The sequence below is a fragment of the Azospirillum sp. B2RO_4 genome, assembly GCF_051124815.1.
Classification (GTDB): domain Bacteria; phylum Pseudomonadota; class Alphaproteobacteria; order Azospirillales; family Azospirillaceae; genus Azospirillum.
Map to the genome: position 1 here is coordinate 288,493 of NZ_CP118488.1, position 15,462 is coordinate 303,954.

At 67.4% G+C, this 15,462-nt stretch carries 12 protein-coding genes; 7 read left to right on the forward strand and 5 right to left on the reverse strand.

Features of this window, described 5'->3' with window-relative positions; translation table 11 throughout:
- Positions 1 to 53: 53 nt before the first annotated feature.
- On the reverse strand, positions 54 to 1,742 hold the full coding sequence (locus tag PWS46_RS22105; RefSeq protein WP_434623499.1) for a CHASE3 domain-containing protein: 1,689 nt from the start codon (positions 1,740 to 1,742) through the stop codon (positions 54 to 56).
- 543 nt (positions 1,743 to 2,285) lie between these two features.
- Here PWS46_RS22105 and PWS46_RS22110 point away from each other — a divergent pair.
- On the forward strand, positions 2,286 to 3,188 hold the full coding sequence (locus tag PWS46_RS22110) for a DMT family transporter (RefSeq protein ID WP_434623500.1): 903 nt from the start codon (positions 2,286 to 2,288) through the stop codon (positions 3,186 to 3,188).
- A 10-nt stretch (positions 3,189 to 3,198) separates the two neighbouring features.
- Here the strand turns inward: PWS46_RS22110 and PWS46_RS22115 are convergent, their stop codons facing one another.
- The 3 genes from PWS46_RS22115 to PWS46_RS22125 are packed head-to-tail and all read right to left on the reverse strand — an operon-like array spanning position 3,199 to position 6,025.
- Positions 3,199 to 3,573: a hypothetical protein gene (locus tag PWS46_RS22115; RefSeq protein ID WP_434623501.1), complete on the reverse strand. Its 375-nt coding sequence runs from the start codon at positions 3,571 to 3,573 to the stop codon at positions 3,199 to 3,201.
- A gap of 35 nt (positions 3,574 to 3,608) precedes the next feature.
- On the reverse strand, positions 3,609 to 4,919 hold the full coding sequence (locus PWS46_RS22120; protein WP_434623502.1) for a hypothetical protein: 1,311 nt from the start codon (positions 4,917 to 4,919) through the stop codon (positions 3,609 to 3,611).
- Between the two features lie 2 nt (positions 4,920 to 4,921).
- Positions 4,922 to 6,025, reverse strand: coding sequence for a hypothetical protein (locus tag PWS46_RS22125; protein WP_434623503.1), 1,104 nt, complete (start codon positions 6,023 to 6,025; stop codon positions 4,922 to 4,924).
- A 224-nt stretch (positions 6,026 to 6,249) separates the two neighbouring features.
- Between PWS46_RS22125 and PWS46_RS22130 the strand changes: the two genes are divergently transcribed.
- From PWS46_RS22130 to PWS46_RS22145, 4 genes are all read left to right on the forward strand, one after another.
- Positions 6,250 to 8,274: an AsmA family protein gene (locus tag PWS46_RS22130; RefSeq protein ID WP_434623504.1), complete on the forward strand. Its 2,025-nt coding sequence runs from the start codon at positions 6,250 to 6,252 to the stop codon at positions 8,272 to 8,274.
- Between the two features lie 72 nt (positions 8,275 to 8,346).
- A complete protein-coding gene (locus tag PWS46_RS22135; RefSeq protein ID WP_434623505.1) occupies positions 8,347 to 10,122 on the forward strand; it encodes an SLC13 family permease in 1,776 nt (591 codons plus the stop codon).
- A gap of 103 nt (positions 10,123 to 10,225) precedes the next feature.
- The gene (locus PWS46_RS22140; protein ID WP_434623506.1) at positions 10,226 to 10,705 is read left to right on the forward strand and encodes a hypothetical protein; all 480 of its coding nucleotides are present in this window, start codon (positions 10,226 to 10,228) and stop codon (positions 10,703 to 10,705) included.
- A 97-nt stretch (positions 10,706 to 10,802) separates the two neighbouring features.
- Positions 10,803 to 11,093: a hypothetical protein gene (locus tag PWS46_RS22145; RefSeq protein ID WP_434623507.1), complete on the forward strand. Its 291-nt coding sequence runs from the start codon at positions 10,803 to 10,805 to the stop codon at positions 11,091 to 11,093.
- 57 nt (positions 11,094 to 11,150) lie between these two features.
- On the opposite strand, the gene PWS46_RS22150 is transcribed toward PWS46_RS22145, so the two are convergent.
- Positions 11,151 to 12,170, reverse strand: coding sequence for a purine-nucleoside phosphorylase (locus PWS46_RS22150; protein ID WP_434623508.1), 1,020 nt, complete (start codon positions 12,168 to 12,170; stop codon positions 11,151 to 11,153).
- Positions 12,171 to 12,363: 193 nt separating this feature from the next.
- On the opposite strand from PWS46_RS22150, the gene PWS46_RS22155 reads away from it, so the two are divergent.
- Positions 12,364 to 13,527, forward strand: coding sequence for an aminotransferase (locus tag PWS46_RS22155; protein WP_434623509.1), 1,164 nt, complete (start codon positions 12,364 to 12,366; stop codon positions 13,525 to 13,527).
- 149 nt (positions 13,528 to 13,676) lie between these two features.
- Positions 13,677 to 15,335: a sensor histidine kinase gene (locus tag PWS46_RS22160; RefSeq protein ID WP_434623510.1), complete on the forward strand. Its 1,659-nt coding sequence runs from the start codon at positions 13,677 to 13,679 to the stop codon at positions 15,333 to 15,335.
- Positions 15,336 to 15,462 lie beyond the last annotated feature (127 nt).

The following is a 15,462-nucleotide window of genomic DNA, read 5'->3' on the forward strand; positions in this document are numbered from 1 at the left end:
AGGTCCGTGCACGGGGCAGACCTTTCCCCACAACAGAAGGAACGACGCGTCCGTCAGGCCGCGCGAACGCCTCGGAGGAACTCGTCGACCGCGGAGCTGAGCGTCCTGGCTTCGCGCGACAGCTCTCCGGCGGCGTCCAGAACCTGACCCGCCATGCTGCCGCTGAGGCTGGCGGCCTTCTGCACCTCGATGACGTTGGTGGAGACCTCCATGGTGCCGGAGGCCGCCTGGGTCACGTTGCGCGAGATTTCTCCGGTCGCCGCGTTCTGCTCCTCGACCGCCGAGGCGATCGCGGTGGCGATCCCGCTCATCTGCGTGATCGTTGCACCGATCCCCTTGATCGCGTCGACGGCTTCGGTGGTCACCGCCTGCATCGTCGCGATCTGCGCTGCGATCTCGTCGGTCGCGCGGGCGGTCTGGGTGGCGAGATTCTTCACCTCCGAAGCGACCACGGCGAAGCCCTTGCCGGCGTCGCCCGCCCGTGCCGCCTCGATGGTGGCGTTCAGGGCCAGCAGGTTGGTCTGGCCGGCGATGCTCTGGATCAGCGTCACCACTTCGCCGATCTTCTGTGCGGCGTTGGCCAGACCGGCGACGGTGTCGTTGGTCCGTTCCGCATCCTTGACCGCCTGGGCGGAGATCTGCGACGAGGTGCTGACCTGCTTGGAGATTTCAAGCAAGGATGCCGACATCTCTTCGGTGGCGGCGGCAACGGTCTGGACGTTGGCCGAGGTCTGTTCGGCGGCGGCGGCGGAGGCGCTGGCCTGATGGCTGGTCTGCTCTGCCGTTCCGACCATCGTCGTGGCGACCGACTGCATGTTGCCCGATGCCGTGGCGACGCTTTCCACCACGCCTTTGACGCTGGCTTCGAAACTCCGGGCCAGCGCCGCCATGGATGCCTTGCGGTCCGCCTCCGCCTTCGCTTTCAATTGCTCCTGCTCGGCCTCCAGGCGGGCATTCTCGATGGCGTTCCGCTTGAACACTTCGACGGCTTGCGCCATGGCGCCGATCTCGTCGCGACGCTCCTGCCCCTCGATCTGCACGCCGTTGTCGCCGGCGGCCAGCCGTCCCATGACGGTGGTCATGCCGCGGATCGGCGTGGCGATGCCGCGCGACAGCAGTACGCCGGCCGCCATGGCGAGGATGATCATGACTCCGCCGCCGGCAAAATTGACGGTGTAGGAGGTGGAGAAGGCTTCAGCTTGATCGACGGCGCGTTTGATGAGCAGATCGCGCTCCATCTTGTCGATCTCCGCGATTTTGCCGCGTAGGCCATCTATCGCCGATTTCCCCGCGCCGGAGGCTTCCAGTGCGCGCGCCTGCTCGCGGGTTTCAGGCTTGGCCATCAATTCGATCTCCTTCTCGACGACCGTGGTCAACCACGTCCGGTAAAAGTGATCGACTTCGGCGAAGCGTGCCTGCTGTGTCGGGTTGTCCGCCGTCAGCCGCTTCGCCTTGGCAAGGGACTCCGCATAGCGGCGCTGGCCCTCCCGATAGGGCTCCAGGAACTTATCGTCGCCGGCGATCAGATAACCGCGGACGCCGGTTTCCTGGTTCACCACGGATCCCAGGATCCTGGAGACCTCTTCGAGCACCTCGTAGGTGTGGGTCGTCCAACCGCTCGACGTCTCGATAAACGAAAGCTTCGAATAGCTGGAGAAAGCGACGGCCAAGGCGATTGCAACCATAGATGCGAATGCGCCTGAAATCTTCTTGGAGATCGACAGATTTGCAAGGTTGAACATTGTCTCTTTCTCTCCCGACCCATACGAGCAAGAGTGCGTTGGGTGTTTTGCATCTTAAGGCAGCAACAGAAAAAACTAAAATGACAACATAGTTCTCTGTTGCCGGCATTTGGAACCTATAATTCCAATAAAATTAAAGCGCTGTTAAAAACAGATATATGAGTTTCCTTAAGGTGGTTAGTTAATTTTCTATTGGATCTATGAGCAATGTTCATTTTTAAATTCTATTGGTAATAAAGATATCCAGATTTCGAATCTATAATCCATAAATTCGACCGGAAGTTTCGCAACTAAAGTCATCTTGTTTCACGGTGGCGGCAGCATTTGGTTTCGCCGTGGAGCGAGAGTTGCTCCTTGCCCGGCGATTGGGCGAAGCGGCGGCGGCCGGCGTGCGCCAGCACACATTCGTCATTGCTCCCGCCATCTGCGGAGGGGTTGCGTTCGATCGCCAATCCCGCAATATGCCGACCCCGCAACCGGCTCATTTGCAGGCCACGGCCTGTGGCTTTCAAAATCCGCCCTCAACCAACCCCGGATCCCTCCATGACCGCGGCCCCCGCGACCGACACCCGTCTCGGCATCCTGATGATGCTGGGCGGCATGACGCTGTTCACGCTGAACGACGCGCTCGGCAAATGGCTGGTGGCCGATCATCCGGTCGCCATGATGATCGCCGTGCGCAGCCTGTTCGGGCTGGCGGTGCTGGCGCCGATGATCCTGCGCGAGGGTGTGGCTGCGGTCTTCGCCGTCGACCGGCTGCCGCTGCACGTGCTGCGCGTCGTCATGATGACGGTGGACATCTCCTGCTTCTATTGGGCGGTCGCCTATCTGCCGCTGGCGGACGTGATGACCATCTACATGGCGGCGCCGCTGATCGTCACCGCGCTGTCGGTGCTGGTCCTGCGGGAAAGCGTTGGCTGGCGCCGCTGGTTGGCGGTTCTGGTCGGCTTCGTCGGCGTCGTCATCGTGCTGAACCCGACCGGCCGCTTCGACCTGCTGCCGTCGTTGGTGGCGCTGGTCGGTGCCTTCATCTTCTCCGGCGGCGTGATCTCCACCCGCGTCCTGCGCTCCTCTTCCAGCCTGACGCTGGTCGGCAACCAGATGGTCGGCGGCGTCCTGATCGGCGGGGCGGCGCTGCCCTGGTCGTGGCAAGCGCCGGGCTGGCTGGGCTTCTTCCTGCTGGGGCTGCTGGGCGTCTCGGCGCTGGCCGGCCACGCCATGATGAACCGCTCGCTGCAGCTCAGCCCGGCCGCGGTGGTGGTGCCGTTCCAGTATGTGTCGATCCTGTGGGCGGTGGTGCTCGACCTCGCCGTCTGGGGTACGGCGCCGACCATCCGCATGGGGGTGGGGGCGGCCCTGATTATCGGCAGCGGCCTGTTCATCGTTTACCGCGAACAGCGTGTGAAACGCGGCGTGGTGTCCGAAGGGGTGACGGAGGTGCCGTGAGGCACCCCTCTCACAGCGCGAAATACCGCGGCACCAGCCTGACCGTCAGCGGGTCCAGCGGGCGCCAGCCATAGTCGCGGATGACGTCGTTGGACTCGACCGGCCGGCGTCCGTCCGCCAGCGACCATGTGATGTGGTAGGTGGAGCCGTCCGGCCGGTCGCTGGTGCCGTCGATGGCGACGACCAGCGTCTGCACCCCCTCGCCGTCGTCGGCGCAGCCGATCACCTCGGCCAGCGTGGCGGTGGGCAGAGGGTCCTGCGGGCCGGCGCCGAACTGCAGGGTCACGTGGTCGGCGACCAGCCGTTCATAGCGTGGCGGGACCAGGGCCAGCAGGCGCCCGCGCTCGTCGGCCGGCAGTTCCCACCCGGTGTATCCCGATCCCATCACCGCTTCCTCTAAGCCGAAAGGCGCCGGCATGGTCACCGCCGGCCGCCGTTCATGATCCCGTCCATGATCTTATTCGCTTCCGCCGGCCCGGCAATCAGCTCGATCATGCGGATGGCGGTATAGCCGCTGCGGGCGTTGCCGGCGGGGCCGGCCAGTTCCTTCTGCGCCCGTTCCGTCAGCGAGGCGGTGGTCTTCTGCGTCATCTCCCGCAGCTCGCCGCGCAGCCCCAGAGAATCGGCGATGGTCGCGCATTTGCGCAGCGCCCGCGCGTGATTCTCCGCCTGGGCCAGCTGGGCGCGGCCCTCGCGGAGGTCGCCGCCGCCGTCCAGCGCGCCGATGGCCGCGACGATGCCGGCGTCGGCATCCTGCAGCACCTGGGACTTCACCATGGAATGGACGGAGTTGCGGACCTGTTTCAGCCGCTGGTCGAACTCCTTGTTGCGGCTCTGCTCCATCGCCGCGCGGGTGGCGTCCAGGGTGGCGACGAGGTCGAGCGCCAGATCGGCCACCGCCATGCGGTCTGCATTCTCCGCGCTCTGCCCGGCCCGCGAGCGGTCCTCGATCTGGGCGACGACCGTGCCGCTCAGCGACATGAACAGCGCGGCGCGGTCGGTCGATTTCTGCCCCAGATCCATGTCCCACAGCCCGCTCAGCAGCGCCGACGGGTTGGTCAGCCGCGACGCGGCCAGCAGCACGTAGATCTTCAGCGCGTCCGGCCGCACGCGGGACAGCCGCCGGCCGACGGTCTGGATCGCCTCGATATGGTCGGCGTGCAGCTTCGGCACCGGCTTGGGCGACAGCGCCGCCTTCAGCTCCGCCACCTCGGGCGCGATGGACAGGATGACGGCGATGTCGGCCAGCGCCCGCGTCCGGTTGGGGTTCATCCGCAGGTCCAGCGGCTCGCTGAAATGCCCCGCCACCGCCCCTTCGGCGATCTTCGCCACCGCCGCCGCGCATTCGGTCCAGAACGCCTCGCACAGTGCCTTGCGCTCCGGGCCCTCCTCCAGGGCGGGGCGGTAGGCGCGCAGCCGGTCCTTGCCGATCTCCGCCTCGACCAGCGGCCACAGGCTGTTCATCAGCGACCGCTCGATCACGCTCAGCGGCACCGGGTCGGCCTTGCCCAGCGCTTCGAACAAATCCTCGAACGGGTCGCAGAACAGGCGCTTCAGCGTCGGCCGGCGGCTCAGCCGCAGTTCCACCAGCCGGGGGCGGATGACGGCGATGGTGCGCTGGATGTCGGGATGGTCGTTCATCTGTTCCAGCAGGCCGACCACCTGGCGGAACTTGGCCTCGTCGATGTCCATCAGCTTGTCGCCCAGCGCGACCAGATCCCTCATCTCCATCGTCAGGCGGCCTTCCCTTTGATCGTCTCGATCCGCATGACCAGATCGACGTCAAGCTGGCCGCTGCGCCAGTCGACATAGGCGCGTACGGAGCGCTTGTGGCTGTTGATCAGCTTGTCCGCCATCATCGACTGGTCGGCGCGGCCCTCGTCCTTCGGCAGCAGCGGGATGACGCGGAAGATGTCGTGGACGGCCATGTCCTGGCTGTGGCGGTCCTGGGTCTGCGCGTCGTTCCACAGCAGGATCAAGTATTCCCAGCCGTCGAGCAGCCAGGACAGCCGGCTCGACGCCTTGCGGATCAGCGCCCGCTTGGTCTCCCACTGGCGCAGCAGGGTCTCGAACGACGCCATCGCCTGATCGAGCTGGCCGATGACGTTGCGGGCATGGTTGACCGTGTGTTCCGCCACCTCGGCGCAGAAGCCGCCGATGGGGGCCGCTTCCGACACGTTGTCGGTCGCCCAGTCGGTCATGCTGTCGCGGAAGCCCTGCAGGTCGCGCATCAGCCGCCGCAGCCGCGCCGGCTTGGGCGAGCTGGCCAGCCCGATCGACTCCATCAGCACCGCCAGTTCGGCGATGCGGCCATACAGCTCGGTCGGCTCCAGCGCCAGTCGCTGCGCCGCCTTCATCATCAGGTCGCGCGTCAGCTTCTGCCCCTCGGCGGAGGTCAGGCCGACACGCAGGATCTCCGTCGATTCCAGCCCGACCGCCTTCAGCGCCTCGACGATCAGCTGATAGTTGATGAGAAGGCGCTGCTCCTCGTCGTCGCTCAGCGCCGCCTCGGCCGCCGCCACCGCCCCGCCGCCGGCCAGCCCGCAGCGCGCCGCCTCCAGCACCGCCTTGCGGATGTCGTCGGGCGAACAGCCCTCGGCCTTGGCGATCAGCTCGTGCAGCATCCGGTCGTGCACCGTCATCGGGAAGGCCAGCGGCAGCGACTTCCACGGCACCACATAGACGCCGCGCCCTTCCGACAGGTTGGGCACCAGCACCTCCAGCTGGTCGCGGCTGTCCTTGCGCACGCGCGTCTGGGCCAGGACCGGCGTGGTGAAGGCCACCGCGGCACCGCGTTCCTCGAAGGTGGAGGGGGCGAAGTTGGTAAGGGAACGCATCGTGTCCGCGGTCGTGGCTGCTGAAAATGGTGGAACCTGATGGTCGAACGATTACGGCGCCGCGATGCTGAATTTTGCGTTAAATCCAATATAAGCTTCAACGGAAATATATCACCTTCGGGCGGTATGCGCGGATCTCTTGCGGTACTCCCCACCTCCCGCCTCCACCGATCCGCCCCCTCATCCGTTGTCCACATCAGGGACGTGCGCGGAGGGACGGCGGCATGGCGGCGGGGGCGGGGTCGGTGTTCAAATGGATCGGCTATGGGCTGCTCGGCCTCGTCGGTCTCGTCGTCGTCGCGGTCGGCGCGGTGCTGCTGCTGTTCGACTGGAACGATGCCCGCGGCTTTGTCGCCCGCCATGCCTCGTCCGCGCTGAACCGCGAGGTCGCCATCGACGGCGACCTGCGCGTCCATCTCGGCAATCCGATCCGCATCCATCTGGAAGGGCTGCGCGTCGCCAATGCCGATTGGGCGCAGGACAAGACCATGGCGGAGATCAAGGTGCTCGACGCCACGCTGCGCCCCTGGCCGCTGCTGCGCGGCGACTGGGAACTGCCGGAACTGAAATTCCAGGGACCGAAGCTGATCCTGGAGAAAAACGAGAAGGGCGAGGCCAACTGGAACTTCGGCCCGCCCAACGCGGAGAAGGAGGTGGCGAAGCAGGCCGCGACCCCCGACAACCGCGGCGACATCCCGGTGATCGAGCGGCTGGCGATCGCCGACGGCCAGATTCGCTACCGCGACCCCACCAGCGACATCGACATCGACAACTCCATCAACACCGCGACCGGCGGCAACGACGACGACACGGTGGAACTGAAGGGCAAGGGCAGCTTCGCCGGCAAACCCTTCACCCTGGCGGCGACCGGCGGCTCGCTGCTGTATCTGCGCGACGATCCCAAGCCCTATCCGTTGAAGATCGACGCCGCGGTCGGCAAGACCAAGGGCCACATCGAAGGTTCCATCGCCGAACCGGTAAAGATGCAGGGCGTCGACCTGTCGGTCGCGCTCAGCGGTCCCGACATGGCGGAAATCTTCCCCATCGTCGGCATCCCGACGCCGAAGACCCGGCCCTATTCCATCGACGGCCATCTGTCGCGCGAGGGCGACCTGTGGGCCTTCCGCGACATGGCGGGCAAGGTCGGCGAAAGCGACCTGGCCGGCGACCTGTCGGTCAAGACCGGTGGCGAGCGGCCGCTGGTGAAGGCCGACCTCACCTCCAAGCGGCTGGCGGCGCAGGATCTCGCCGGTCTGGTCGGCGCCTCTCCCCGCGGCACGGACGACTATCCGACCCGCGGCAAGGGCGGGGTGATTCCGGCCACGCCGATTCCGGTGGAAAAGCTGCGCAACACCGACATGGACGTCCGCCTGCGCGGCAAGCGGGTGGAGGCGCCCTTCGCGCCGCTCGACGACCTCGACATGCGGGTGCGGCTGAACGCCGGCGACCTTCGCTTCGATCCGCTGTCGCTGGGAATCGGCGGCGGGCGGATCGCCGGAACGGTGGAGGTGGACGGCAGCCGCAAGGTGCCGGCGATGCGCACCAACCTGGACATCCGCGCCATGAAGCTGTCGACCTTCTTCAGCGAGACCGCGCTGGCCGGGCAGATCGGCGGCACGGTGGCCGGCCGCATCCAGCTTGCCGGCACCGGAAAGACGGTGGCCGACCTGCTGGCGACCTCCGACGGCAAGATCGGGGTCGCGGTGGACGGCGGCCGGGTCACCAGCCTCGCGGTCAAGGGGCTGAAGACCAACATCCTGGAAACGCTTGGCGTCGCCATTTCCGGGTCGAAACCGATGCCCTTCAACTGTCTGGTCGGCAACATGTCGGTGGAGAACGGCATCGCCCAGGTCCAGGCGCTGGTGCTCGACACGCCGGAAACCCTGGTCACCGGCAAGGGCCGGATCAGCCTGCGCAACGAGGCGCTGGATCTTCGGATCGTCGGCGACGCCAAATCGCCGCAGGTCTTCGCCACCCATGTCCCGGTGCTGGTCGGCGGGACGCTGGGCAACCCCGACATCGGCGTCGATCCCACCGAGTCGGCGGCGCGCGGCGCGGCGGCGGTGGCGCTGGGCGTGCTGCTGACGCCGCTGGCCAGCGTGCTTCCCTTCCTTGACCCAGGCAGTGATGAGCAGCCACAGTGTGGCCGGCTGGTGCGGGACGCCCGCTCTCCCGAGAAGGGAGGGCAGGCGTCCGGCAAGTCGGGCAATGGCCGCGGGGAAGGGAAGGCGTCGGGATCGGCGCGCTGACCGGACGCAAATCCGCATCCATCCTGTCCGATCCGGCCACCGTACAGGCCAGGAAGGACGCCGTCCCTGCCCATGACCATCGACCAGATGTTATCCTTCGGCATCATCGGCGCGGTGATCGCGCTGCTGATCTGGGACCGGCTGCGCTACGACCTCGTCGGCATGCTGGCACTGCTGACCTCGGTCGCCGCGGGAATCGTGCCGGCAAAGGAGGCCTTCCAGGGCTTCTCCGACGACATCGTCATCATCGTCGGCTCGGCCCTGGTGGTCAGCGCCGCCGTCGGCCGGTCGGGCGTGGTGGAGGCGGCGATGCGTCCGCTGACCACGCGCATGACCAGCGTCTGGACCCAAGTGGCGGTGCTGGCCGGGGCGGTGACCATGCTGTCGGCCATCGTCAAGAACATCGGCGCGCTCGCCATCTTCATGCCGATCGCCCTGCAGGTGGCGCGGCGGAGCGGCACGCCGGTGTCGTTGCTGCTGATGCCGATGGCCTTCGGCTCGCTGCTGGGCGGCCTGATGACACTGGTCGGCACCTCGCCCAACATCATCGTCTCGCGCGTCCGGGCGGAGATGACGGGCCAGCCCTTCCACATGTTCGATTTCACGCCGGTCGGTCTGGTGATCGCGGTGTTCGGCGTCGCCTTCCTGTCGGTCGGATACCGGCTGCTGCCGAAGGGCAGGGCCGCGGGGGCGGGTCCCGCCTTCAACATCGACGACTATACGGCGGAGGCGCGGCTGCCGGCCGGGTCGCAGTTCGTCGGCCGTACCGTGGCGGAACTGGAGCATTTCGGCGAGAACGAGGTGACCGTCGCCGCCATTGTGCGCGAGAATTACCGCCGCTATGTCCCGTCGGGCCATTGGGTGCTGTTCGCCGGCGACATCCTGGTGCTGGAGGGCGACACCGCGGCGCTGGCCGAACTGGTCAAGCGCGCCGGCCTGCGCATGATGCACGACAAGGACCAGGAGGAGGTCGAGCAGAAGGACGACATCGCCGTGGTCGAGGCGGTGGTGGAGCAGCGCTCCGCCATGATCGGCCACAGCATCGAGGAGGTGAACCTGCGCGAGCGATTCGGCGCCAACCTGCTGGCGATCAGCCGGCGCGGCCGTCCGATCCGCCAGCGCCTGCGCCGCGTCCGCCTGCAGTCGGGCGATCTGGTGGTGCTGCAATGCCGTCAGGCCGCCGTGGCCGACACGCTGGCCGAGCTGGGCTGCCTGCCGCTGGCCGAGCGGAACCTCGGCATCGGCCGCACGCCGAAGCGGGCGGCGGCGGTGGCGGTGCTGGGCCTGACCGTCATCCTGGTCGCCACCGGGATGGTTCCGGTCGCCATCGGCTTCTTCGGGGCGGCGGTGGCGATGACCGCGCTGAAGGTTGTCAGCCTGCGCGAGGCCTATGAGGCCATCGAATGGCCGATCCTGGTCCTGTTGGGATCGCTGATCCCGGTCAGCGAGACCTTGCGCACCACCGGCGGGACCGAACTGATCGCCGGCTTCCTGTCGGAGGCGTCGCAGGGGCTGCCGCCCATCGGCTCGCTCGCCATGATCATGGTGGCGGCGATGGCGGTGACGCCCTTCCTGAACAACGCCGCGACCGTGCTGGTGATGGCGCCGATCGGCGCCAGCCTCGCCACCCATCTCGGGCTCCGGCCCGACGCCTTCCTGATGGCGGTGGCCATCGGGGCCGGCTGCGACTTCCTCACCCCCATCGGCCACCAGTGCAATACGCTGGTGATGGGCCCCGGCGGCTACCGCTTCGGCGATTACTGGCGGCTCGGCCTGCCCTTGTCGATCATGGTGGTGGTGATCGGCACCACCGCCATCGCCCTGTTCTGGCCGCTGGTGCCGCGCTGACGATCACGTCCGCTCACGACATCGTGTAGCGCACGACCGGTTCCGTCTTCCCTCCGTCTGGTGTAGGCTTATCCATGGGGCTTGAGCCTGACGGGAGGCGGAGATGTCGGTGTGGCGCCGCTATCTGGTGAAGGACGTGACCGGCCGGCTGGTCGATCTGCCGAGCAGCCTGCTGGACCGGGCCGACGACGGCACGGCGCCGCTGCCGCATTTCGCCGGCCGCTGCGTTGAGGTGGTGGCGGCGGTGATGGTCGGCGACCGCAAGACCCCGGCCCGTGTCACCGAACTGGCTTTCACCAAGCTCTATTTCGACCAGATGGGCTATGTCGACGCCGCCAAGCGCGAGCGGATGATCCGCCTGATGCTGGAAAGCTGCGCCGACCGCCGCTGCCCCCCGCCGCGCCAGGGGGCGGCTGAAGACAAATGCACCCATCTGTCCCGCCGCGCCGTCGCCGCCCGTGACCAGCTGATCCGCGAATTCGGCTGGGAACCCAAGCCCGACGAACGCGACGCCGCCCTCAGCCGCCTCGACCCCGCGCGTCTGCGCAGTGCCCTGTCGGAACCGGCGCGCACGCTGCATTGAGATCGCCGAACTCCGCAAAGAGGAGGGGGCCTTTTCGACACGCCTCCCCCGGCCCATATGCAGGCCAATGGAAAGCATGGAGCCCGGCGAACCGCAGATGAGTCCCCCCGATACCGCCCAGACGCTGTCTTTCGCGCGCGTGCGTCAGCTGGCCCTGATCGGCGCCGGATGCACCATCATCCTGCTCGGCCTGCTGATCGCTCCCTTGCCCGGGCCGGGCGGGCTGCCGGTGATGCTGCTGGGCGGCGTGCTGGTGCTGCGCAACTCCGCCGACGCCCGCCGCCTGTTCGTGCGGTCGAAGCGCCGCTATCCCCGCATGTTCAGCCCGATCGAGCGCATCCGCCAGAAGCTGCGCGCCCGCCGCCTGCGCAAGATGAACGGCGGCTGACCTGCCCGCGCCGGACGGGCGGGCGGGTCAGCCGGACGGTGCTTGCGGTGCGTCAGATCACTGTGCCGTGAGGGCCGGGACACCGTCCTTCCACTGGTCCCAATGGCCGACGATGTGGTCGACCATGCGCGAGCCGACGAGTTCCACATTCTCCACCGTCTCGGCGAAGCCGCCGGCGGTCTCGCCGGGTTTCGGGTCGAGATGCTGGAGCGTCGTCTCGTTCGGGTTGCCCTGGTCGAAATTGACGGCGCCGCGCAGGCTCATCACCCGGTCGGAGCCTTGCAGCCGCTTGATGACCAGGGTGATCGCCGCCGCCTCCATCTCGGTGATGACGTAGTCGTCCGCACCGTAGAGCTTGGCGATGTACTGAGCCTGGGCCGACATGCCGGGACCGTGGAAGAAGGTGTCGCCGGTCATGTGCGTGCCGGTGCCCACAAAAGGAGCACGTTGCGCGGCTTCCTGCGGATAGCGCTTGCGGTAGGCACGGGCGGAGTCGCTGTCCTTCAGCGGCGTGTCGGCGGTCAGGCGCATGGCCCAGGACACCAGCGCCGGGTTCATCGGGAACAGCCGCACCGCCTCATAGCCCTTGCGCGGCATGAAGGTCGGCTCGCCCGGCTTGCCTTCCTCCGGCGCCCAGCGGTGGCCCAGGTCATAGTCGACCACCCAGGTCGCCCAGTTCACTTCGCCGATGGTGCCGCGCGACGGCGGGGTGCCGGCCACGCCGGTGACCAGAAAATAGGCTTGCGACAGGTCGAACTGCGGATTCAGCAGGATCGCCTGCATCGAGGCGGAGGAGCTGACCTTGCCCATGCCCAGCACCGACCCGCACACGCCGTCGGCGTTGCAGTAGACCGGGTTCAACGCGCCCTTCACCGTGATCGGCTCGGCCGTTTGCCAGTAGCGCTCGTACCAGTGCTGGAACTCGCCGGCTCGGTCCCCGGTGTTCTTGCCGATCTCGAACATCGAGCCGACGAACACCTTGACCTTGACCGGCTCCGCGGCCTGCAGGGGACCAGCCAGCCCGAACAGGAACAGGGCCGACAGGGCGGCGCCGCGGCAGCGGGAATACAATGACATCGGAATTTCACTCCTTGGGACGGAAACCTACCTGAGTATGCAACAGCCATACCATCGCCGTCTTCATTGCTCCGTCCGAGCGCAAACGATTCAGCGGTCCGCCGACGACCGCCTGCCCTGCGGAAGCGGGCACTGGACAGCGTCGCCCCGCAGCATCCATCTTGTGCGTCCGTTCGCATGAGGAGGTCTTCCGGTGAAGTCGGGCAACGCGCTGCTGTCCAGCTATGGCACCACCATTTTCGAGGTCATGTCCCGTTTGTCGGAGGACCATGGCGCGATCAACCTGGGCCAGGGGTTCCCCGACGACCGCGGGCCGGCGGACGTGCTGCAGACCGCGGCCGACGCCCTGCTCAACGGGTGGAACCAGTACCCGTCGATGATGGGCACGCCCGAGCTGCGTCAGGCGCTGGCCGCCCACGCCAGCCGCTTCTATGGCCTCGACATCGACTGGAAGACCGAGACGATGGTCACCTCCGGTGCGACCGAAGCGCTGACCGCCTGCCTGCTCGGCCTGATCGATCCGGGCGACGAGGTGGTGCTGTTCCAGCCGATGTACGACAGCTACCTGCCGATCGTCCGGCTGGCCGGCGGCGTGCCGCGCTTCGTGTCGCTGAAGGCGCCGGACTGGAGCTTCAGCCGCGCCGATCTGGAAGCCGCCTTCTCCCCCCGCACCAAGCTGGTGTTGATCAACGACCCGCTGAACCCCGCCGCCAAGGTCTTCGATCGGGCGGAGCTGGAGCTGATCGCCGAATTCGTGCAGCGCCACGACGCGCTGGCGGTCTGCGACGAGGTGTACGAGCACATCGTCTTCGACGGCCGCCGCCACATCCCGCTGATGACCCTGCCGGGCATGCGCGACCGCTGTCTGAAGATCGGCTCGGCCGGCAAGACCTTCTCGCTGACCGGCTGGAAGGTCGGCTATGTCACAGCCGCCCCGCACCTGCTGCAGCCGGTGGCAAAGGCCCACCAATTCCTGACCTTCACCACCCCGCCGAACCTGCAGACCGCCGTCGCCTTCGGGCTGGGCAAGGAGGAGGCCTATTTCACCGGGCTTGCCGCCGGGCTGCAGGCCAAGCGCGACCGGCTGTCGGCCGGCCTCGCCTCGGTCGGCTTCGACGTGCTGCCCAGCGCCGGCACCTATTTCGTCGCCGCCGACATCTCCCGCTTCGGCTTCGACGGCGACGATCAGGCCTTCTGCCGCTGGCTGGTAGCGGAGGCGAAGGTCGCCGCCATCCCGGTCAGCGCCTTCTTCGTGGAGAATGCGCCGACCAATGTCGTCCGCTTCTGCTTCTCCAAACGCGATGAAGTGCTGGATGAGGCCATCGGCCGGCTGCGGAAACGCTTCGTAAGCGAATAAAGCTTTACGCGCAGTAAAGTTGCCCATGCGGATTATCCGGGTGTTTGGCAAGTTTTAACCTGTTGGCGCGATGATTGGTCCTTCCCCGCCCGATCGTCGCCCGCTGCAGCGAACCGGCGGGGGAGCGGTGGAACGGCGGAGCGCAGGGCATGCCACGTCTCCCGACCCTTCGGTTGCCAGCCATCCGGACTCCATCCTTCCGGGCCGGCATCCTGGCGGCCGCCGTCCTGGCGCTCGCCGGGATATGGGCCGGCTATGCCCTGATGGCCTCCTCCATGCTGGCAACCCAGACGCAGGAGGCGCTGGCGAATGCCGAGGCGACGGCCCGCGCCTATGAAAGCAGCACCAGCCGCACCCTGCACGACGTCGACACCACGCTCCGCTCCTTCGCCGAGCGCTATGCCGATGGCGGGCTGGCCCGCGCCCGCCGCATCGTCGACGACGGGCTCTATGACACCGCCCTGATCCATCACGTCTCGGTGTTCGGGCCCGACGGTGCCCAGTTGTTCCGCAGCGGTATAATCGGTCCGCCCGACCGGCTGAATGATGACGGCCTGCTCGCCTTTCACCGGGGGGAGGGGCGGGGGCTGATGAATGTCGGTACGCCCTTCGCCGGGGCGGCGACCGGCCAGCCGTTGCTGCGGCTTTCCCGCCGGCTGGACGATGCGGCGGGCGGCTTCGCCGGAGTGGTGATCGCAAACATCGACCCGGATTACCTGTCCGGCTTCTACCGGCAGGCCGATGTCGGCCGAAACGGGGTGGTGACCCTGATCGGGCTGGACAGGATCATTCGCGCCCGCGGCTCCAAGGACGGGCGCGATGCGGTCGGACTGGACGGCTCCGCCTCGGCCCTGTGGGAAACGGCGCGGCGGTCGCCCACCGGCGTATTCTGGCAAGACAGCATCGCCGACCATGTCCGCCGCGCCTACGCCTACCGCCCGGTGGAGGGCTATCCGCTGATCCTCGTCGCCGGCGTTGCCGTGAAGGACATCGACGCCGCGGTCGCCGGCTTCCGCGGACAGATGCGGATCATCGCCGCTTTGCTCAGCGTCTCGGTCCTGCTGGTCGCCGCCCTGCTGCTGGTCCAGCACCGCAACGCCGAACGGCTGGCGGAGGCGCTGGCGGTCAACCGCGATTTCCTGGCCCGCGTCAGCCACGAACTGCGGACGCCGCTGAACGCCATCATCGGCTTTTCCGAGATCATCAAGGACCGGATGTTCGGGCATGATGCCGGCGACCGCTATGCCGACTATGCCGGCGACATCCACGCCTCCGGCCAGCATCTGCTGACGCTGATCGACGACATCCTGGATCTGTCGCGGCTCCAGGCCGGCAAGTTCGCCCTGCTGATGGAGGATGTCGATCCCGTCACCGCCGCCGAATGGGCCATCCGCATCGTCACCCCCCAGGCGGAACAGAAGTCGATCCGGCTGGAGATCAACCGCCCGCCGGCCCCGACCCTGGTGCGGGCGGACGAGCGGGCGCTGAAGCAGATGCTGCTGAACCTGCTGGGCAACGCCCTGAAATTCACTCCGGAGAATGGGCGCGTGCTGGTCAGCGTCGGGCGCGGGGTCCATGGCCGCTGCATCGTCCGCGTCACCGACAACGGCATCGGCATGACGGCGGAGGAACTGCGCCAGGCCTCCATCCCCTTCGGCCAGACCTCTGCCCTCACCACCCACCCCGGCCGCGGCACCGGTCTCGGTCTGCCCATCGTCAAGTCGCTGATCGAGGCGCATGGCGGCAGCCTCCGCATCGACAGCCGCCCCGGCCAGGGCAGCCAGATCACCCTGGAATTCGCGGCCTGATCCGCAGGTCCGTTGCCGATCCGGCCCGCAACCAAGGCGATCTTCGCGGCGGTGCCGCAAAGCCATGGCGAAACCCCCGCCGCTTGGGCATACTCCGCGCCGGTTTTGTCCAGGTCCGAGCCGACGC

What these genes read in the sequence shown, in the direction of transcription:
- PWS46_RS22110 (WP_434623500.1), top strand. Translation starts at nt 2,286, where the DNA reads ATGACCGCGGCCCCCGCGACCGACACCCGTCTCGGCATCCTGATGATG.
- PWS46_RS22140 (WP_434623506.1), top strand. Translation starts at nt 10,226, where the DNA reads ATGTCGGTGTGGCGCCGCTATCTGGTGAAGGACGTGACCGGCCGGCTG.
- PWS46_RS22105 (WP_434623499.1), bottom strand. Translation starts at nt 1,742, where the DNA reads ATGTTCAACCTTGCAAATCTGTCGATCTCCAAGAAGATTTCAGGCGCA.
- PWS46_RS22120 (WP_434623502.1), bottom strand. Translation starts at nt 4,919, where the DNA reads ATGGAGATGAGGGATCTGGTCGCGCTGGGCGACAAGCTGATGGACATC.
- PWS46_RS22160 (WP_434623510.1), top strand. Translation starts at nt 13,677, where the DNA reads ATGCCACGTCTCCCGACCCTTCGGTTGCCAGCCATCCGGACTCCATCC.
- PWS46_RS22130 (WP_434623504.1), top strand. Translation starts at nt 6,250, where the DNA reads ATGGCGGCGGGGGCGGGGTCGGTGTTCAAATGGATCGGCTATGGGCTG.
- PWS46_RS22115 (WP_434623501.1), bottom strand. Translation starts at nt 3,573, where the DNA reads ATGGGATCGGGATACACCGGGTGGGAACTGCCGGCCGACGAGCGCGGG.
- PWS46_RS22145 (WP_434623507.1), top strand. Translation starts at nt 10,803, where the DNA reads ATGAGTCCCCCCGATACCGCCCAGACGCTGTCTTTCGCGCGCGTGCGT.
- PWS46_RS22125 (WP_434623503.1), bottom strand. Translation starts at nt 6,025, where the DNA reads ATGCGTTCCCTTACCAACTTCGCCCCCTCCACCTTCGAGGAACGCGGT.
- PWS46_RS22135 (WP_434623505.1), top strand. Translation starts at nt 8,347, where the DNA reads ATGACCATCGACCAGATGTTATCCTTCGGCATCATCGGCGCGGTGATC.
- PWS46_RS22150 (WP_434623508.1), bottom strand. Translation starts at nt 12,170, where the DNA reads ATGTCATTGTATTCCCGCTGCCGCGGCGCCGCCCTGTCGGCCCTGTTC.